Origin of the sequence: Nostoc sp. KVJ3, from assembly GCF_026127265.1 — a bacterium.
Taxonomy (GTDB): Bacteria; Cyanobacteriota; Cyanobacteriia; order Cyanobacteriales; family Nostocaceae; genus Nostoc.
The window spans coordinates 69,214-89,482 of record NZ_WWFG01000006.1; the positions used below are offsets into that span (position 1 = coordinate 69,214).

Genomic DNA, 20,269 nt, shown 5'->3' on the forward strand with positions numbered 1-20,269 from the left:
GAATTATGCGTTCTAGGCAGTTCTTACAGTAGGAGTAAAAATAAATCCAGTAACTTTTATGAGTCAAACACAATCGGAACTAAAGCTACTGACCTTCGATGAATTTATCGAATGGTATCCAGAAAACTCAGAAGTACGTTACGAATTACATGATGGGGTGATTGTGGAGATGCCAAAGCCTAAAGGGGAGCATTCTGATTTGGCTGGTTTTTTGATTGAAGAATTACTGTTCACAATTAGAGAGATGGGTAAACGCGGTATCTGGACTATACCAAAAGAATCCATTATTAAACCATACCGAGATAAATCAGGGTACGAACCGGATATTATTGTTTTAAATCAAGAAACTATCGATACTGAAACGCGCTGGAAGAAAGAATCAGTTATCCATAATGCTAGTTCGGTCAAACTAATAGTTGAAGTAGTGTCAACCAACTGGCAGGATGATTATTATGATAAGCTTCGTGACTATGAAGCTATGGGTATACCTGAATATTGGATTGTGGATTATGCAGCTTTGGGTGGACGTGTATTTATTGGTAGTCCCAAAGTTCCGACTATTTTTGTCTGTGAACTTATTGATGGTGAATATCAAATGACACCCTTTAGAGAAACAAACCTTATAGTGTCTCCTACTTTTTTGCAGTTGAATCTAACTGCACAACAAGTTTTTGACTCGGTGATTTAAACTTTTTAGAGTTCAAAAAATTGTCAATGCAAGATTTTTAAATCTTGCAGCGCTTTCGGCTATTATGCAATATAGTTTTCTCCTTGCCCCTCTCCTATCATTGCTTTCAGCTTTTAGAATGAACCTCATAGCTGCCGGAAGTGCTGTATGTAATTAATGTTAAAAGACTTCTCTGATGTATTAAATTTCCTCACAAACGCTTATGAGCATCTGTCGTAACCAGCAATTGGCTTGATCCTGCTCTGTAAGTTTGCTCCATAGCATTGAAATCATCCACGGTTGAGTTTGTACAGGAAGTTCAAAAATTTCTAATGCATCTTGATATGCCAAGGGTGCTAGCAATCGTGATGGAACAGCAGCAATTAAATCAGTTGATGAAATGATTGCTGGTAGCACTAGTAAGTGAGGAGTTGTCAAAGCAACTCGACGCTGGAGGTTGTACTGGGCGAGTGCATTATCGATTTCACCAACTTCATCTTGCCTAAGAGTAAAAAGAGCATGAAGAAAATTAGCGAAGATTTCTGGTGTGATAACGTCCTCCAAGAGAATGGGATGTCCAAGACGACAGATGCCGACAAAGTGTTCTGGAAATAATGGCATTTGTATTGTTTGTCTGGGTGGGTCTTGAAAAACACCCAAAGCTAGATCAATCTCTCGTCGCTCTAATAGTTCTCCGACAAAGTTTTTTGCAAAACTAATTAATCGAAAATTAATGCTTGGTGCAATTTGACGACAAATTTTTAGAAGCTTGGGCATGACAACATAGCTAGTGTAATCTGAACTGCCAATTGTAAAAGTACTTTTAGAAGTAGTAGAGTCAAATGTTTGGCTCGTTTCCAATGTCTGCCGAATTTGTTGGAGGGCAACTCTTATACCTTAAGCAACTTCCAGAGCCTTTGCTGTGGGTTGCATTTGCCTGCCAATTCGGATAAATAATTCATCTTGGAATAGTATGCGTAACCTTGCGAGTGCCGCACTCATCGCTGGTTGGCCTAAATACAATCGTGTTGCTGCTGCTGTAACACTCCTTTCTTCAAAAAGTGCTTCAAAGGCGACCAGAAGGTTCAGATCAATGGCAGACAAGTCTATTAATCCCATCGATTAAATATATTATTTCAATCAATTTGATTAATTTAAAACATTTCAGTAAAGTAAAACTGAAAGTTGTGAAAAGTTATTAAAATGACAAACCAGAAAAAGATTGCTGTAGTAACAGGTAGCAATCGTGGGTTAGGATATGCTATAGCTCGTAAATTGTCCCAAATTGGCATCCATGTTGTTCTAACAAGTCGTAACCAAACAGATGGTCTTGCTGTTAAAGAACAATTATTTAGTGAAGGACTTGATGTGAACTATCACACACTAGACGTTACGAGTGATTTGAATGTGGCAGAGTTTGTTCAATGGCTAAGAGAAGCCTACGGCAGGGTAGATATTTTGGTGAACAATGCCGGCATCAATCCTACAACCAAGCCAGAGGAATCTAGTTTATTGACAGTTCAACTAGAAACGATGCGCTCTACATTTGACACCAATGTTCTAGCGCTCCTGAGAATTTCTCAAGCATTAATTCCGTTGATGAAGGTTCACAACTACGGTCGCATCGTCAATGTCTCAACCGAAATGGCATCTCTGGCGGCAATTAATAATGATTACTACCCAATAGCACCTTCCTATCGACTATCCAAACTAGGGGTGAACGGGTTAACTGCACTTCTGGCGAAGGAACTTCTTGGTGGTAATATTCTCGTTAATGCTTATTCTCCAGGTTGGATGAAAACCGATATGGGAGGAGAGAATGCGCCGTTTACAGCAGACCAAGGAGCCGAAACTGCTGTCTATTTAGCAACACTTCCAGATGGAGGAGCGCAAGGACAGTTTTTTGCAGAGATGCGTCAGTTTGGCGGCCCCATAAACTTACAGTGGTAAATCTAGATGAAAAATAGTGCTTTTATTTCCATTGAACTGTATTAGGGAGAAATAGCAATGAAGGTCAGCTTTATCGGTTATGGCAGCATGGCAGAGTCTTTAAGCTCACGTTGGGTAGGAAAACACGAGCTATTTGTTGCAGGTCGAGATTCTAGCAAAGCACAGAGTTTGGCACATGAACTTGCTCAGGGGACAAAAGCTGGTTCCCCTGTAGAGGCAGCAGAGTTTGGTGAAGTCATTGTTTTAGCGACTCCTCACCAAGCAGTATTTGAAGCTATGGAAGCAGGTGGAGGAAGTGAAGCTTTTGCAAACAAGATTCTATTAGACATAAATAATCCTGTTGACCCCTCTAACGGTAATTACTTAACGCAAACTTATGATGGAGTATCACTATCAGAAGCGATCGCTGCTTATTCTCCCAAGGCTAAGGTAGTGAAGGCGTTCAATATGTGTCAGGCAAAAGTTTGGCAGATGGAGCAGCCTAATTTCGATGGTCGGCGGTTAGTAACGCTCTATTGCGGCGACGATACTGACGCGAAACGTCAAGTGGCTTCGCTGATTGAAGATGTTGGGAGTGAGCCAGTCGATTTGGGGGAGTTGAAGTATGCTCGATTGTTAGAGTCTGCGGCAGCAATTGTGATTAAACTGCTATTTTCTGGTCGCGATCCTTACACTGTTCTTAACCTGATTCAACCAGAAGTCAAACCGATTTCTTGAAAAAGCATACATAATTGCATGAAAGCACACACTTGCTGCGATATTTACCTACTTTTTGGGGCTGTTGAGTGACGGACTCCAACAATAGCCCAATTACAACAGGCTACTGGGGTTGAATGGTACGCTTGAAAAGCGCAAATCCTTAATCTTGCAGGATAAGAGGGTGTAGGAGTTGCACGGTCAAGAATTAAAATCAAAGTTAAACATTTACTGATAAGTGTTTGACCATGCCAAATACGTGCAACTACTGTTTGTACACCCCAATACCTGCAACCTTATACCCTTTCATCCAGTAATATCAGGGGTTTCATCTGTTCAAGCGTGCCATTCTGCTACAGACAAATATTCGGTAGTTAATTTGGAAGAAACGAAAAATAAAAATAACTCGTTATACTTAGGTCTCTCCAACTCCTGCATCCCTTTACGGATAGTGCGCCTATTCCATCCCAACTCACGTTCTACTAAAGTCTGCCCACCAATTCCCAAGCCTTTGACCAGACAAAGTACGAATAAGAGCATCAGCGTCTCGATCATCACCGACTCTTCCGACTAACCAACAAGCTGTCTGTGCTTTCTCAAAGTCAAGGGTATCAATCCAATTACCACTACGGGAAGCGAACCCTAGTCTTTCAAGTGTCTCGATCTCACCTACTGCTCCTGGAAATTGATTTTTGACTTCTTGAAGATTCATAGATTGGGGTAAATATAGCGTTGTAACCAAACCCAAAAATCAAAAGCATCTTAGTTTTTCCGTTTTCAGGAAATCCAGAAAAAACAGCTTCTAGCTTAAAAAACTCGCTTTGAATATGGAGGAAGTAGCGACACCGGACAGCCCGTCGTAGACATCGCTCTTATGGAGTGTAGTCATCCCCAATCGATTCTCTCTCTTATTGCCGAAAGCCCTGCTGATGTAGGCTATTGGAGTGATGAGTGGCGTGTTGGTGGGAAATCCGGCGCGAAGATTAGATTAGGGAAGTGCGATTGCCTGGAGTGAACGTCTGCTATTTCCTAGAGTCTTATAAACAACTGAAAAGAACTGAATCAATGTACTGATTTTTACTACGAGGAGCGATCGCTTCCCCGTTGCTTTCCTGCTTGTATTTTATGAGGGCGATTTTGACTCAGTAATAGTCTTAACAGTATTTAACCGTATTTCTGATGAAATGATTGTATATTTTTTATTTGATGGCTGTACCATACAATCATACTTTTCACTAAATATAAATTTAACTTTAATTAATAAGTAAATGCTAAAACTAGCAGTATATTTACGTAATTAGGTAACGATTATACTACCAAGTAAAAATTATGGGACAAAACACTTCACGTCGCTCAGTTTTACAAGGTTTGATTACGAGTGCAATTGTGATCGGGTTTGATTTAAATACTCGTTCCTGGGTAACATCTGCCAGTGCCACATCTGTTTTTGAAAGTTTACCTTCCTTAGATGGAGTACTTTACACTAGTAATGCGACACTTACTGATGCGAGTATTGACTTTGGTAATATCGTGCATCGTCAACCAATAGCAGTACTTAAACCAGGCTCAATTGAGGATATTGTTCAAGTTATTCAATTCGCTCGGACGAGAAAGCTCAAAGTTGCCCCACGCGGTCAGGGTCACTCTACCTACGGTCAGTCACAAGTAGAAGCAGGCATTGTTATTGATTTAAGTACGCTCAACAAGATTCATTTCATTGGTACAGACCGAGCAATTGTTGATGCTGGAGTGGTATGGAGTCAGTTATTGCAACAAACGCTTGCTATGGGATTAACACCGCCCGTTCTCACTGATTACATCGAACTTTCTGTAGGCGGCACTTTATCAGTGGGGGGTATTGGCGGTGCAACTCATCGTTATGGTGTGCAAGTTGACAATGTTTTAGAACTCAAGGTAGTTACTGGTACTGGTCATCTCGAAACTTGTTCACTGTCGTACAATCGCAATCTATGGTTTGCAGTACTAGCAGGGCTAGGTCAATGTGGAATTATCGTACAGGCAACTGTTAAGCTAATTCCCGCCACTACCAATGCCCGTGTGTTTCAGTTATATTATGACGATTTAGCTACCTTTACTCGTGACCAACGCCAAATCATAAATGATGAGCGCTTTAACTATGTAGAAGGTCAGTTAGTTTCTAATAATGCTGGTGGATGGCGTTATCTGCTAGAAGTGGCTAGCTTTTACAGTCCTCCAAGTATACCTAATAACAACCTATTGCTTGCGGGGTTAAACTATACTCGTGGTACAGAACAAATAGAAGATAAAACTTATTTTGATTTCCTCAACCGTTTAGCTCCTACAGTTGCCTTTCTCAAATCTATTGGTATTTGGTCAAATCCTCATCCTTGGTTAGATTTGTTTGTACCTGGTAGCGCAGTTAACAGTTTTGTTGGTGAAGTCGCTGCCAACTTAACACTAGCTGATACGGGCCAAGGGCCAATTCTGCTATATCCAGTCAAAACCAACCGTTTTCATCTACCCTTGTTCCGGGTTCCCACAGAAGAGATTGTGTTTCTCTTTTCTATTTTGCGAACAGCAGTACCACCAGAAGATGCTGTAGTTACACGGATGCTGTCTGATAATCGCAAACTATTTGAGCAAAACCGTGACTTGGGTGGTTACAAATATTCCGTAGATGCTATTCCCTTTTCCCCTCATGATTGGCAGCAGCATTTTGGTCGATTTTGGGGAAATTTCGTAAGTGCAAAGCGACGTTACGATCCAGATAATTTACTAACGCCAGGTCAGGGTATTTTCGCAAACTGTTAGCCCAAACAAATCTGTTTAAATAATCAGAATTCTCAATAACTGCTTGGGTTTTGCATTTTTAAGTCGGGATTGGATTTGGAGAAAAGGTTAAAGGTTTTTTCTTTCCCTTTTCCCCAAAACCCGACAAGTATTGCTTACTTTTATTCAAAAATCAAACCGGATTCCGATAGAACTCCGATTATATTTATGAAAATATACTGAGACTTAAAAGCCTGTTTTATCAGCGCTGAAATCAGAACTGATGATTTTTGGTTTTGACTCGCTGATACAGTTCTTCCATTGTTTCAATAAAGGAAGCTTCATTGTGCCAGAAATCAGGAAAATCCCCTTGTTTCTTAATCAAAATTGCACAGATACTACCTGGAGTCGCCACTTCAATAGTTTGTGGTAATCGTTTTGTACCTAACCAAAATTCTCTGGCAATTGGCATTTGGTTAAGAGATTGTTTTTCTAGCTTAGTGTACAGCGAATTAGAAAGTTCTAAAGGAATTTCCTTAGTATTCAGTTCCTCAGAGAGAGCTTTTCCCAAAGGAGAATCAGCTAATTTGGCTTGAAGTTCTGCTTTCGATAATCCCCGTAATTCAAATAACAACCAGGGATTATTATCTAATTGAGAAGCCACTAAATAGTAAACTCCAGCAATGTGCTTACAGGGATTAGCATAATCTGGACAAGAGCATTTAGTTTTGAAATCATTACTACTATGGGGCAATAAATGTAGTCCCAAATGAGAGAAAGTATCTTCAATATTTTCTGGGACTTCATTTAGCAGCAATCGAGAAATGATACTGGCTTTAGAAGAAAGCTTTTGGATAGCTTCATTCCAATGGGTTTTAGCAATAGGTGTAATCTGAATCTCTATATTATAAGTTGGTTCTTTGTAGACTCCAAAATAGGGATTAACTGAGCCTCTGACTTTGGCAGTAATTTTATTTAAGTCAATCTCAAAACTTTTGACTTTACCACCGCTAGCATAAGACCGTCCTCTTTTGAGTCGGTTATCATCTGTAAAAGCTTCTAGTGCTTGAATGAAGCGATCGCCCCACCAAGTTCGACTAAATTTAGCCATAATATCTACTCCAAAATTGCACTCTTGTTCAATGAAATCAACCGCTTAAAGGCTTCATTATCTAATTCGGTGAGCCAAGATTCATCACTACCAACAACAGCATCAGAGAGTTTTTTCTTATCTTCAATCATTTGGTCAATTCTCTCTTCTAAAGTCCCAATAGCAACAAATTTATGCACAAAGACGTTCTTTTTCTGACCAATACGGAAAGCACGGTCAGTTGCTTGGTCTTCAACTGCTGGGTTCCACCAACGATCAAAGTGAAAGACATGGTTGGCTTTCGTGAGGGTGATACCTACACCCCCTGCTTTCAAAGAAAGGATAAAAACCGATGGCTCTGTATTTGGGTCTTGAAATTCGGTAATCATTTGTTCCCGACGTGGGCGACTGGTGCCACCATGCAAGTAGTAAGTATTGCAATGCAGACTATGTTTGAGATGTTTTTCAATTTTTTCACCCACTTCCGTAAATTGACTAAAAATGAGTAAACTTTCTCCTTCATCAACTGCCTCCTCAACCATCTCTGCTAACCGACTGAGTTTGTGCGAACGCAGTGGTGAAAATTCGCTCCCATCTTGCAGAAATTGGGCTGGATGATTACAAATCTGCTTCAATTTCATCAGGGTTGAAAGAATCAATCCTTTGCGTTGAATTCCCTCTGCTGATTGCAATTGTTTTTCTACATCTAGTACTACCACTTCATAAAGCGATGCTTGCTCTTTGGTCAGGTTAGTGTAGAGTTTTTGTTCAACTTTATCTGGCAAGTCATTAATAATAGATTGGTCAGTTTTTAACCTTCGCAGAATTAGAGGTTCTACCAGTTTTTTCAAGGTGGCAGATTTTACGCGGTCATTGTCTTTTTGAATCGGAATCTCGAAGATTTTCCGAAACTGGGCTTCTTTACCCAAGTAACCAGGATTGAGAAAATTAAAAATTGACCATAAATCCAGTAAGCGGTTTTCTACAGGAGTGCCTGTCAATGCCAGCCGATGTTTAGCTCTTAATTTTAAAATAGCTTTAGTTTGGGCAGCTTTCGGATTTTTAATATTTTGTGCCTCATCCAGTACTAAACGTTGCCACTCGATGCTGCTCAATAACTTTTCATCTTTGCGGACTAGAGTAAAGGAGCTAATTATCACATCGTTTTGTTCACAAGCAGCTTTGAAATCAGCTAGATTTTGCAGCCTAGTGCTACCATGATGCACCATAGTTTTTAAATGAGGTGCAAATTTGGCAATTTCTTTCTGCCAGTTGCCAACAACAGAAGTCGGAGCAATTAATAGTGTAGGCAGGGCAGATAAAGAAGTAATCTTTTCACCTACTTTCAGAGCTTCATTTAACTCCTTCTCTTGCACTAATCGGGCAATCACCTGCACGGATTTACCTAAACCCATATCGTCTGCCAAACAGCCATTTAATCCCAAATTTTCCAGATATTGTAGCCAGGAAACACCACGTTTTTGATATTCTCGGAGTGTGCCTTGCAGATTATCAAGTTCAGAAATTGGTTCTAGGCGACTTTTATCTTGTAGCTTTGCTATCATCTCTGACAAAGCTTCATCATGTTCAATTTCCCATTCTGACCCCAATTCAGTACTGCGTTGTAGAAACTCCAGTAAGGTCATCTGGGGTTGTTCGTTACCGTGGGACTGCCAAAATTCGAGTAACTGCTGCATTTTATCCCGGTCTAATTCCATCCATTGACCGCGAAAATGCACTAGGGGAGTTTTAGCATTAATCAGTTGTTCCCATTCAATAGGTGTGACAGTTTGCTCCCCAATCGCTAACTCATACTGATACTCCACCAGTGAGTCTAAGCCGAAATAGCTTTTTGTTTCCCCTTTGGTTGCAGCAAGTTTGCTACCCGATGCTTTGAGGCGAATTTTGGCGCGACGACGACCTGCCGGAGTATACCAAGCAGGTACAATTACTTTGAATCCTGAGTCTTCCAGTACCCAAGCACTTTCTTGAAGGAAGTCAAATGCTTCATCTAAGGTAATTTGCATTGCGATTGGGCTCGCTGTTTCCAACCCAAGCCATAGTTTGGGATACATCCGGGCTGCATACCCCAGATTCAGCAGTAAATTTGTTTCAAAATCTTTACCAAAATCTTTATGTACAGCAGTTTTGGTAAATTGATTCATTGTCCAGTAGTCTGCTAACGCTAACTTCAAGGATGGATCTTGTTTACTGGCTACTAGAAATTGAATTTGCCAATTGTCTATTTGTTCATTATCAGGAGAATGTAACTGGAAGCACAGATGAAAAGGTGAATCAGCTTGAGTGCGGGTAATTTTGGTTTTCCACATCAACTATTGCTGATATTCCTCGAGGGCAGTATTTGTTGTTAGTGGATTATGCTGACGAGGAGAAAAGCAAGATTCAATTAGAGAATCAGCAATTTGTTTGTCAAAAGCGGCTGTAGATGGGGTGTGAGTCACTAAATCATCAAGTACATATTCGGAAAAGTGACGCAATAGTGTTTCTCGATCAAAAAACTCAATGCGATCGCTAGTTTTTCCTGTACCTGCCACACAGATTAGTGGCATATATTCAATATATTTAAGAATATTTGCTTCATATTGTTCGGAAATAATTTCCCAGGTGGCATAAATTTCAAATGCTGCTTTATCAGTCTTGCTTTTGCCTTTTTTCTTCGGATTTTTCGATGATAACTGTCGATATTTTAGGGCGGGAATAAATTGGTCTTTGAGGATTACTTGTTTAAAACTCTGAGTGTAATGATACCAAAATAATAAATCTGAACCAATTTGAAACTTCTCGGCATTATATATTGCTAAAAAATGGATATCTTTAAGTAGTTTGATAATATTAAGTGCTGTGACGTTTTTGGTAGACACTACTGTTTCATAACAATCTACCTGCCAGTATTGGAATTCTTCATAACTATCAGTCAACTCAATTTCTAAATACTTGGTTAATTCTGGTGAGGGTAGGGGCTGATTATTGGTGGTTGGTAAGGCAAAGTATTTAGGAGATATGCGTTGAACAAATTGAGTATTGTGTTCTTTAATTCCCAATTCCTGTACTAAAAAGGCGATTAATTCGGATTTAAGCAAATGTCCAGGATGAATTTGTTGACTATTGGTGTGACTTTTTTGGGATAATTGAGTTTCTACCCACAAGTAAAAAGACCCTGACTGAATAAAGTCAGTTTCCTCCTTTGGTATCCAGGTGCCATGAAGTATTCTCATAGTGATAATGCCTCTGGATTGTTTGGAAATTCACGCGCCTTAGAACTACTTTAGCAAACAGAGGTGCTAGAACTATTTTCTTTATGCAAAAGAAAGCGATTACGCTATCGTGCGATCGCTTGTTCAGAAATCAGACATAAATCCTACATTTTGGCTACAAATCAAAGTCAAGGCTGAATGTTTCTCCATCAGAATCCTCTTGTTCCTCCTCTGTAATTTGAGTTGAACTCCAATAGGTGAGTTTGTTATCTTCAGTATTAATCGGGGTGAAAGTCGCTTGTTGTGTGGGAAATGCACCCTTTCTGAAAGCAAAATAGCAATCAATAATAAAGTAAAGCGTCTCCAGGTAACTCTTGCCTAGTTGCTGTGATTCGGCAAATATCCGCTCACGGTAGCTATCTTTGATCCGAACTTTTTCTGGGGTTAAGTCAAGTTTGTCTGCCATTGCGATCACTTAAGAGATGTAGTAGTTGGGTTCTTGGCAAAAATAGTTTTTGCCATCTCTAAAAGCCCAGAGACATTGGCTTCTACCGGATTGTCCAGGATTTTGAAGCCATTCTTTTCTAACAACTTTTTGAATCCTGGTAAAAGGCAACCTCCACCAATCGCCCAGATTTCATCCCCCTGATGCTTGGCATCCAGTGTCAGATTCACCACTTTCTTCAAGTATTTTTCATACCAATCTTTTAAAGAAGCACTGTATATATCTTTGATATCGATGTCACGGCTGTATCGGGTATGCCCCATTTCCAGACAAAATCGGATTTTGGATGGGTCTCCGATTTTTCCCCCATTTAAATGTTTCATTTTTTGGGAGATATCATCGATGAGAACTTCCACACCGATGGGGTAGGCGGTGTGAACTTCTCGTTGACCCCGGTTGTAACGAGAATACAGGGTTGTTCCATTGCCAAAGTCTAAAATGGTTAATTTTTTCGGTAGTGGATGCCCAAACAATGCACCCATACCCTCTAGTACAACTTTCAGCACTTCTACTTTTACTTCTGATTGTTTGCCAGCAAGTATTGGCTGATATTCTCCATTGAGTACTTTTTGTAGTTCTGATGCCAGAGCAACATCATGTAAACTGACGACTAATTTTAAGTGCCAAGCCTTACGGTGTGGTAGATGTGCTAATGCACCCAATAAAGTCAATAATGCGTTGTTGACTTTATTTTCATTATTGTCTGTGTTGCGGTCAAAATAATTCCCTGTCCGGTAAGCTGACTCTCCAACAGTATAAGCACTACCGTTAAAAACTACACGTCCTGGAACATCTTCCATCTCGGCATTAGTTATATAGCTTGGCACACGAACTACTTCAAAGCCATCGACTAAAAGTTTTAGGCTTCCATAACCGTTATCGAAACCCGCAGGAAAAATTTTTTGCAACGTGTGAATGTTTGACATAAAGACAAAGGTAATACACTTTAATTTGTAAAAGTTATCTGTTCAGGTAATTTGGGGGAGCAGGGGAGAGAAGAATAAAATAACTCCCCCTTTTTTTCCTAATCTCAAGAGCTTATCATAACCCCTTGGGGGCTAAATGGGGTACAAAATGTGAACTAGCCAAATATACCCCATATAGCACCTATATATGTCCTATATAGGGGTCAAAATATCACTAAAGTCCCTAACTATTGTTGGGGTATATATAGCCCCTGTATAACCCCCATCAAGAATTTCTGAAATCTTTTTTATCAACGTAGCAGAAATTAAATTAGATCATCGTTGACCATTTTTTGAATTCAAAATTCAAAATTCTGTTAGGAAGAATAAGAATAATTTTGAATTAATTATCCTTCGAGTCAAAGCCCCCAGCGATTGTCTTTAATTTTGAATTCCCCGAAGGGGTTGAATGCTTGATTTATACTTTAGTGTCAATTTTAGTGTCAATCTTTCTCCGGCTGTTTCACTAATTGCAGTTTGGTTGCGTTGCGGGTTGACAACTTTTGGCAACTGTTTAAATGGACGCTGGGTAGATTTCACTAATACCTTGCTTTGCTTAAAGGCTAGAAATAAAAGACTTCAGAATTTTGCATACGCAAAAATATGAAATTCCAGTTTTTCATCTATCTGATTTACTAGATTTTTGCTTTTTCAGCCATGTTCCTAATAGTTCTTCTACTAAATCGCTTACAGGGCGAGGTGTTCGCTTTCTCAATTCTTTTCTTTCCTCTGCTAAGACATCTTGAACTTCTAATAACATATCCAAAGGAATATATGCAGAAATTTGAGTATAGTCGGGATTGCTCCGACGACCAGCAGGTCGTCCTGGCCCACGCTTTTCATCTTGAGGTACAGTTTTATTTTTGTGAGGCAGGTTGCTTTTTGTTTTCTTTGCTACAACTGGTTGAAGCTTCGTTGCCTCTGGTATCTCTTTCAAGCCTTTCTCTATTTTGCCTGTTACATCTGTTTGTAATAAACTAGCTTGTTCTATTTCTTGCTCTTGAAGTAATTCTTGTGGTTCAGGTAATTCTTGTGGTTCAGGTACTTCTTGTGGTTCAAGTACTTCTTGTGGTTCAAGTACTTCTTGTGGTTCAAGTACTTCTTGTGCTTCGAGCGATTTTTGCGGTTCAAGTGGTTCTTCTGTACGCTGTTCTCGCAATGCTCGAAGGCTTGCAAAGCGACCACCTGCTGGTTTTTCTTGCGTCATTAGACCATTATCTCCTTTCCAAGTTCTTCATACCCAGCCCAAGCAGCATCTGCTCTTGGGTCAGGGTAATCTTTGACGATAACACCCTCTAAAGGCGCTCTTTCAAAAGCTACTAGGCGCTTAATTTCAGCTTTAAAAATAGGAATATTTTCAGCTAAAAGCATTTCTTTTGCCTCCTTCCCAGACTGGCTTGGTGGTGGTGGAACCATCGTTAGTAAAACTTTAAAATTGGATTTCATCTGGTGCAAGATTTCAATTGTTCTTAAAAGAGCATCCAAATCTAAAGCTTTTGGTGTCGTTGGCAAGATAAGAAGATCACAAGAGTCAGCTAGCTCTTCAAGGTCTTCTTTGGTTGGTCGGGCTTGGGTGTCAATTATAATATGCTCAAACTGACGAATATATTTAGGCATCTGAATATCAGTGACTACCTTGAATGGTAGTTTCCCTGGTGCAGCCCATGTCATAGCAGAACGGTTCTGATCACCATCAACAAGTAAAGCTGCCCCCTTTCGGTTTAAATAAGCTGCTAAGTGAACAGCCGTTGTTGTCTTGCCTACTCCACCTTTGAAACTAGCTACTGTAATAATCACTATTGGTTCCTTTTGCTGAATTAGAGCTTAGACTTATAGCGTATGTTAGCGAAATAGTGAAATTATACAACTTTAAAAATTTAGTTTTTCATAGTTTCAGCATTTTGTAGTTTCGCGTATGCAAAATTCTGGTATAGCGAAACTCTGAAAAATCGAAACTCTATATTGCTGGAATGTCGTTATAGGGTTTTCTCAAGCCGAGGTTACACAATGATGTTATTTTCGCGTATGCAAAATTCTGATATAGTGAAACTCTGAAAAATCGAAACTCTATATTGCTGGAATGTCGTTATAGGGTTTTCTCAAGCCGAGGTTACACAATGATGTTATTTTCGCGTATGCAAAATTCTGATATAGTGAAACTCTGAAAAATCGAAACTCTATATTGCTGGAATGTCGTTATAGGGTTTTCTCAAGCCGAGGTTACACAATGATGTTATTTTCGCGTATGCAAAATTCTGGTATAGCGAAACTCTGAAAAATCGAAACTCCATATTGCTGGAATGTCGTTATAGGGTTTTCTCAAGCCGAGGTTACACAATGATGTTATTTTCGCGTATGCAAAATTCTGGTATAGCGAAACTCTGAAAAATCGAAACTCCATATTGCTGGAATGTCGTTATAGGGTTTTCTCAAGCCGAGGTTACACAATGATGTTATTTTCGCGTATGCAAAATTCTGGTATAGCGAAACTCTGAAAAATCGAAACTCCATATTGCTGGAATGCCATTTTTGCAAAAAAATTTATATAAGCTCACACACAAGATCGCGGTAAGCCGTTGTCAGCTTACCGCAGAATTCACCTATTCCATATTCCAACCATCAAACAGATTAGGCTGATCTATTCCGTACTGCCTCTGTACCAGCCGCCTTAGTTCTGCCACCGAGTTAGCCGCAGATTAAATGCCTGGGTCTTTGAAGTTGGGAATTATCCCAATATTCCAATCACAGCCGCTAGAATAGCTGGGGCTTTGTCTGAAACCGGAATGAATACTCGCTTTTTCCACTTGATGATCTCGGTGAAGCAACCTACAGCTAAGAGTCGCTCTGCCAGTGAGATAGCATTAACGAGTTCTATGCGAGGTTCTGTGGCAATGTAAGAACGCCGTAAAGTTACGCCACCCGGTAACTGCTGGGAATAGCCTTCTAGCACTAAAGAGACTAACTCCTGTGGGCTTAACAGCTTGTTCTTGAGTCCGAGTTGTTCGCGCACGGTTTGAATGTCGTGAGCATTCACCACGCGACCGAGAATCTTTTGTCCATCGCTGGTTTGCAAGCGGAATACTCGACTACTGTGCTGTGGCAGGATTTTCCAGATAGGCAATAGAATACCAGTCACCAAATGCAGGTAATCGGTTGTGAACTTGGGCAGTGTCTCATTGGTGTCAAGTTAAGAAAGATAGATGGCTGTCAAGAGTGGGCAAATCAATGGTAAAAGTCCATTAACACCCCTGTGTTGAAAAAGCCATGAGTAAACCACGGAAAAAGCAAGGGAATCCAGATTTTCGCCATCGAGTCAGCGTACCTGCCCCAGCCAGCCAAGAGATAGAATCACGACTGTTTGAACTAGTCAGCCCAGGTACATTTGCTAACCTCAAAGGGGTAAAAGACAAAGAACGGAGCTTGCGTTCACGAGTACTGACCTTGCCAGTAATGGCAGCAATAGTATTGAGTATAGTGTATCGACAAATACAGCATCTCACAGATGTATTGCGATCGCTAGAAATAGAGGGATTAATGTGGGTGAAAGCAACAAAAGTGAGTAAGCAAGCGTTGTCACAAAGACTCAATAGTTTGCCGGCTACACTATTTGCGAAATTATTCGAGCAAGTGATAGAGCGTCTGGCAGTGAAAAGGAGCGTAAGAGAATTAGCCCCAGCTTGGTCATCAGTAGCACAAAGATTTACCGCTATCTGGATTGCAGATGCCTCAACACTCGAAGCAATGAAAAAACACTTCGGACAACTGCAAGAAAAAACAGGTACGGTGTTGGCAGGAAAAATACTGATGGTTGTAGAAGCTTTCACTCACACTCCGGTAGCAATTTGGTATGATGCTGATGCCAAAATGAATGAGACTCGTTGGTGGCAAGCACTGTTAGAACGTTTACCTGATGGTGGCTTACTGATAGTAGACATGGGATTTTATGGCTTTGAGTGGTTTGATTCTCTTACCGCAACTGGTAAGTATGTACTCACACGCCAGAAGAATTTGGTGACATATCGGGTAACACGTGTACTTTCTCAAGGCTCTCACTACAAAGATGAAATTATTCACATGGGATTGAATCACACTCACCCTTGCCACCATCCCATGCGCTTAGTATCAGTATTGTGGGGTAAGACTTGGTATCATTACTTAACTAATGTTCTTGACCCACAACAACTTTCGGCACAAGAAGTTTGTGATTTATACCGACGACGTTGGCGGATTGAGGACGCATTTTTATTGACTAAGCGATTGTTGGGCTTGTCCTATCTGTGGGTTGGTGGTACTAACGGTGTACAAATGCAAATATACGCTACTTGGATTTTCTACGCTGTTCTAAATGACTTGTGTGCTGATGTAGCGATCGCTCTACGACAACCCATTGAACGTATTTCCGTAGAAATGGTGTTTCGCAGTTTATATTTTTTCCATCGCGCACGATCGCACAATTCACAACTACAACTGATTCCTTGGCTAGTTGAGCATCAACGTTCTATGGGTCTTGTGAAAGCTGTTCGTCAGCGACACCGACGCAACGCCGCCAGGTCGCTTGACATTTGGGCTTCTGCCTTAACTTGACACCAATGGCAGTGTCTCCACTTCAATAGACCACGTCGCAACAAACGTATCAGCCGAAACCTGCCGCCAAGTGGAAGAATTTAGCTGTTCCACTATGACACGAGTTTCTTTTTGTGGGCGGACGAGTAATACCCTTAGCACAACACCACCTTCAGCATCGAATATACTATGCGTTGGAATTGTTACAGCCGCAATACCTTTTTCATTCACCATGAATCGCCCTTGGTACTTGTCGGCAAACTCAAGCATCTCATTAGCAGTTCTGATGTTGTTCCTCTGAACGCGCTCAATTTTCAAGTAGTTGGTTGTGCTATTTGTTTCAGGGTGTGTATAAACTGCCTCCTGGCTCTCAACAGTAAAGCGTTCAGCCCGGAGTGTCTCTACACCTATCTCGTAAACACCATTAGCGATCGCTGTTTCAATCTGCTGACTCAGCAACAATTCAAATCGCTCGAAAATGATGTTTTGCATATCAATTCGTAGAGCCAGCAGCCGATTGAGGAATTGCCGCAATGGGGGCAAGTCGATTTTCATGCCGCCTTCATGAGAGGTTAAGCTAAGTCCAGTCATTTGCTCGAACTTTCCTAAAGACATTTCATAAAATCGACCCTGATAAATCTGCTTAAACAACTCGTATAGTGCGTGTTGTGCATAGTTAGACTCCAGATTATCCTTAGCCTCAAATATCCCATTGCCACCCGTCTGCCGTTGACCACGAGTAAGAGCGCCCAAGCTATCCAGCCTTCGGGCAATGGTTGAGATAAAGCGGCGTTCACCTATAACGTTAGTGGTAACAGGTCTGAACACGGGTGCTGATGCTTGGTTTGTGCGGTGCGATCGTCCAAGCCCTTGAATTGCGTTGTCTGCCCTCCAGCCGGCTTCTAAAAGATAGTGTGATCGCCTTTTACGATTCACAGCGTTGAGGTCAGCATGATAACTTCTGCCTGTCCCACCAGCGTCACTGAAAATGAGGATTTGTTTGTCACCCTGCATAAACGCAGCAGTTTCAGCAATATTCGCGCCACTACCCCGTGAATCAACGAACAAACGCCCCGAATCATCTTTCAGAACTCGCTTGCTACGACCTGTAACTTCAGCCACTTGCTTGTTACCGAAGTGCCACAGCAATTGTTCTAATGCGCCGGGGATGGGATCAAGGCTGGTGAGTTTGTCTACTAAGGCATCTCTCAAGGTTACAGCTTCTTGGGAAATAACTGGAGAACCATCGGCATCAAAGACTGGCTCGGATCTTTCTTCTCCATCCTCGCCAGAATGAATGGAATGCAGATGAATCGGAAAAGCACTCATCAAATAATCCATAACATATTCCCGTGGAGTCAGATCAAGATTGAGATCCTTCCATTCCGAAGCCGGAACTTCATCAAGTCGTCGTTTCAAAAGTTCTTCATTAGTCGAAACTATTTGAATGACAACTGCAAGACCAAGGACTAGATCCTGCTCAATTGCTTTGATCAGGGTAGGGCATTTCATCCCAGTCAACAGATGATTGAAGAATCTTTGCTTGTGCGACTCGAACTGAGACACCGCGCTCATCTTTGCAGCACGGTTGTAAGTCTTGGAACCAGAGATATTACAAGCTTCCAGGGCTTTGTCTAAATTATGGTGAATAACTTGAAAAGCATCAGAATAGCTGTTATAACTCCGTTCCTGCGTCGGCGTTAACTCAATTTCGAGAGTCTGGTACTCAACTCCCTCGAATGAAAGACTCCGCGCCAAATACAGACCCAATGCTTTCAAATCCCTAGCAACAACCTCCATCGCTGCAATACCACCGCCCTCAATGGATTCTACAAAATCCTCACGGGAGGTAAACGGGAAATCTCCAGTCTGCCAAAGCCCCAGGCGATTGGCGTATGAGAGATTTGAGACTTTAGTTGCACCAGTCGCAGAGACATAGACAACCCGTGCCTGCGGTAATGCGTTTTGCAACCTCAGCCCAACAATACCTTGCTGGGATGCTGCAACCATGCCCAGTTTGCCCTCTTGCGCCATTGCGTTACCCATCACGTGACACTCATCAAATGCGATCGCTCCCTCAAAGTCCTTGCCTGCCCACTCAACGATTTGCTTAAGCCGACTTTTACCATTCTTTTGAGAACGTAGGGTTGAGTAGGTGCAGAATAGGATGCCTTGGGTGAAGGGAATTGGATCGCCAAGTTTGATGTTGCTCAGGTCGATGATATCGCGCTCAGTACCACCCAGCGCACACCAATCTCTACGTGCATCTTCAATTAGGGCAGAACTTTTAGATACCCAGATTGCTTTTTGCCGCCCCTGACACCAGTTGTCGAGGATGATTCCTGCACATTGTCTACCCTTACCAGCACCTGTCCCATCGCCAAGAAACCAGCCACGGCGAAATCTAACGGCGTTTTCTTCGCCAGTCGCCGCAACAGTCACGTTATCCCACGAATCATCCACAATATAAGACCCAGACAGAAATTCACAGTGCGCCTGACCTGCGTAAATAACGCTTTCAAGTTGTGCCTCTGACAACAAACCTTGTGTGATGATGTTCCGTGGGAGATGTGGTTTGTAAGTTGGAGCCGGTGGTGAGACAAGTGCTAAGGCTGCACTTTCGCAAAGCAATGAGGGATGAGGTAAAGCGTCCTTGATTCGGATTCGCTGTGGGCGATAGGTTTCGTATAGGGTATCTTTCAAACCCTCACTAGCCGTCCACTCGATAACCTCATACTCCAACACTACTATGTCGTCTGGAAGAAAGGAAACTGTTTCTGGTTGTGCAACTGTAGTACGTTTTGGCAATTGAACAACAATTGCCTTCGCAGCAGCTTTGACTTCTTCTGAGCGTTCCCACGGAGATCGCTCAGGTAATTGCTCAATCAACGCCAGCAGTTCGGGTAAGTCCAAGGTTTCGGGAATACAGGGGATGTCGCCGGGATTATCAGCCGGAACCTTGTCAAATACCGTAATCCGGGTTTCCATCGTCGTCCCGTGTTTGGAGTACACTTTGCCGTTGACCCCAACAGACAGTAGAACTCGCGCAAAATCCTGCCACTTAAAGAAAGTCTCTCGCCAAGTAGGATTATTGGGAGAGAACCAATTGGCTGTGATTGTTACCAGCCGTCCACCATCAGCCAGTCTTTGCAATGCCGAGTTGATGTGGCGAGGAGTTGCGTCGGGGTTGCGACTGTTGATTTTGGGAGATGCGGAGAAAGGTGGATTCATCAGAACAACTGAAGGCTGAGTCTTGCCAACCAGATAGTCGTTAATCTGTTCCGCGTTTACTGAGAATAGTGGAGTGCCAGGGAATAGCCGTCGCAGAATCTTCTCCCTATCGGGTGCAAGCTCGTTGAGCATCAGACTTGCGCCTTGTAGTTTCCCAAATTGGGCTATTAAGCCAGTCCCGGCACTTGGCTCAAGGATGAGGTCGCTGCTACTGATTTGTCCCGCCAATGCTACCAAGTATGCCAGGGGCAACGGTGTCGAGAATTGCTGAAGCTGTACTGACTCTTCACTACGGCGAGTATGCGTCGGGCAGAGGGCTGTTAATTCTTCTAATTGTTGCACAACCACTTGAGGTTGTTGTGATAAAATCTTAATTCCCAGATGACGCAGATATAATATTTGCGCCACTTCAATAGCTTCGTAAGCGTCTTTCCACTGCCACGCACCGGACGCAGCAGTGCCTAGAAAGTAGCGATTCATCTGGGAAGAAACAGTTTTTGTAGAGAGAGGGCGATTATCTGTTAAAACTTTTGCAAGCTCTTGGGCAACATTAATAACTGACTGCCCATAATCGATTACTGTTTGCAAATCGAATAAAGAACCTTGAGTGAAAAGTTGCTGTACCATTGCATCACT

The 20,269-nt window shown here is 41.8% G+C and carries 14 protein-coding genes and 2 pseudogenes; 5 read left to right on the forward strand and 11 right to left on the reverse strand.

The window, feature by feature from the left end; all coding sequences use genetic code 11:
* The first annotated feature begins 58 nt into the window (after positions 1-58).
* On the forward strand, positions 59-688 hold the full coding sequence (locus tag GTQ43_RS36000) for a Uma2 family endonuclease (RefSeq protein WP_265277485.1): 630 nt from the start codon (positions 59-61) through the stop codon (positions 686-688).
* 180 nt (positions 689-868) lie between these two features.
* Here GTQ43_RS36000 and GTQ43_RS36005 read toward each other — a convergent pair.
* Positions 869-1,786 (reverse strand): annotated as a pseudogene (locus tag GTQ43_RS36005) (LysR family transcriptional regulator).
* An 84-nt stretch (positions 1,787-1,870) separates the two neighbouring features.
* On the opposite strand from GTQ43_RS36005, the gene GTQ43_RS36010 reads away from it, so the two are divergent.
* On the forward strand, positions 1,871-2,617 hold the full coding sequence (locus GTQ43_RS36010; RefSeq protein WP_265277486.1) for an SDR family oxidoreductase: 747 nt from the start codon (positions 1,871-1,873) through the stop codon (positions 2,615-2,617).
* 57 nt (positions 2,618-2,674) lie between these two features.
* On the forward strand, positions 2,675-3,334 hold the full coding sequence (locus GTQ43_RS36015; RefSeq protein WP_265277487.1) for an NADPH-dependent F420 reductase: 660 nt from the start codon (positions 2,675-2,677) through the stop codon (positions 3,332-3,334).
* A gap of 451 nt (positions 3,335-3,785) precedes the next feature.
* Here the strand turns inward: GTQ43_RS36015 and GTQ43_RS36020 are convergent, their stop codons facing one another.
* Positions 3,786-4,055: a hypothetical protein gene (locus GTQ43_RS36020; RefSeq protein ID WP_265277627.1), complete on the reverse strand. Its 270-nt coding sequence runs from the start codon at positions 4,053-4,055 to the stop codon at positions 3,786-3,788.
* Positions 4,056-4,642: 587 nt separating this feature from the next.
* On the opposite strand from GTQ43_RS36020, the gene GTQ43_RS36025 reads away from it, so the two are divergent.
* Positions 4,643-6,106 carry an FAD-binding protein gene (locus tag GTQ43_RS36025; RefSeq protein ID WP_265277488.1) on the forward strand — a complete coding sequence of 488 codons (1,464 nt, stop codon included), beginning with the start codon at positions 4,643-4,645 and terminating at the stop codon, positions 6,104-6,106.
* Between the two features lie 232 nt (positions 6,107-6,338).
* Here GTQ43_RS36025 and GTQ43_RS36030 read toward each other — a convergent pair whose 3' ends face one another.
* The 8 genes and pseudogenes from GTQ43_RS36030 to GTQ43_RS36065 form a co-directional block, all read right to left on the reverse strand.
* Positions 6,339-7,175: an SWIM zinc finger family protein gene (locus GTQ43_RS36030; protein ID WP_265277489.1), complete on the reverse strand. Its 837-nt coding sequence runs from the start codon at positions 7,173-7,175 to the stop codon at positions 6,339-6,341.
* 5 nt (positions 7,176-7,180) lie between these two features.
* Positions 7,181-10,390: pseudogene (locus GTQ43_RS36035) on the reverse strand (DEAD/DEAH box helicase).
* A 154-nt stretch (positions 10,391-10,544) separates the two neighbouring features.
* A complete protein-coding gene (locus GTQ43_RS36040) occupies positions 10,545-10,835 on the reverse strand; it encodes a hypothetical protein (RefSeq protein WP_265277490.1) in 291 nt (96 codons plus the stop codon).
* Between the two features lie 5 nt (positions 10,836-10,840).
* On the reverse strand, positions 10,841-11,800 hold the full coding sequence (locus GTQ43_RS36045) for a ParM/StbA family protein (protein ID WP_265277491.1): 960 nt from the start codon (positions 11,798-11,800) through the stop codon (positions 10,841-10,843).
* A 420-nt stretch (positions 11,801-12,220) separates the two neighbouring features.
* Positions 12,221-12,379, reverse strand: coding sequence for a hypothetical protein (locus GTQ43_RS36050; RefSeq protein ID WP_265277492.1), 159 nt, complete (start codon positions 12,377-12,379; stop codon positions 12,221-12,223).
* Positions 12,380-12,458: 79 nt separating this feature from the next.
* Positions 12,459-13,046 carry a hypothetical protein gene (locus GTQ43_RS36055; protein ID WP_265277493.1) on the reverse strand — a complete coding sequence of 196 codons (588 nt, stop codon included), beginning with the start codon at positions 13,044-13,046 and terminating at the stop codon, positions 12,459-12,461.
* Positions 13,046-13,636 carry a ParA family protein gene (locus GTQ43_RS36060; RefSeq protein ID WP_190944375.1) on the reverse strand — a complete coding sequence of 197 codons (591 nt, stop codon included), beginning with the start codon at positions 13,634-13,636 and terminating at the stop codon, positions 13,046-13,048. Before GTQ43_RS36060 ends, GTQ43_RS36055 begins: the two co-directional genes overlap by 1 nt.
* A 928-nt stretch (positions 13,637-14,564) precedes the next feature.
* Entirely contained in the window at positions 14,565-14,960 is a 396-nt protein-coding gene (locus tag GTQ43_RS36065; RefSeq protein WP_265277494.1) for a hypothetical protein, read from the reverse strand.
* 143 nt (positions 14,961-15,103) lie between these two features.
* Between GTQ43_RS36065 and GTQ43_RS36070 the strand changes: the two genes are divergently transcribed.
* Positions 15,104-16,423, forward strand: coding sequence for an IS4 family transposase (locus GTQ43_RS36070; RefSeq protein WP_265277495.1), 1,320 nt, complete (start codon positions 15,104-15,106; stop codon positions 16,421-16,423).
* Here the strand turns inward: GTQ43_RS36070 and GTQ43_RS36075 are convergent.
* Positions 16,415-20,260: a strawberry notch family protein gene (locus GTQ43_RS36075; RefSeq protein WP_265277496.1), complete on the reverse strand. Its 3,846-nt coding sequence runs from the start codon at positions 20,258-20,260 to the stop codon at positions 16,415-16,417. The two genes, GTQ43_RS36070 and GTQ43_RS36075, sit on opposite strands and share 9 nt — an antisense overlap.
* Positions 20,261-20,269 lie beyond the last annotated feature (9 nt).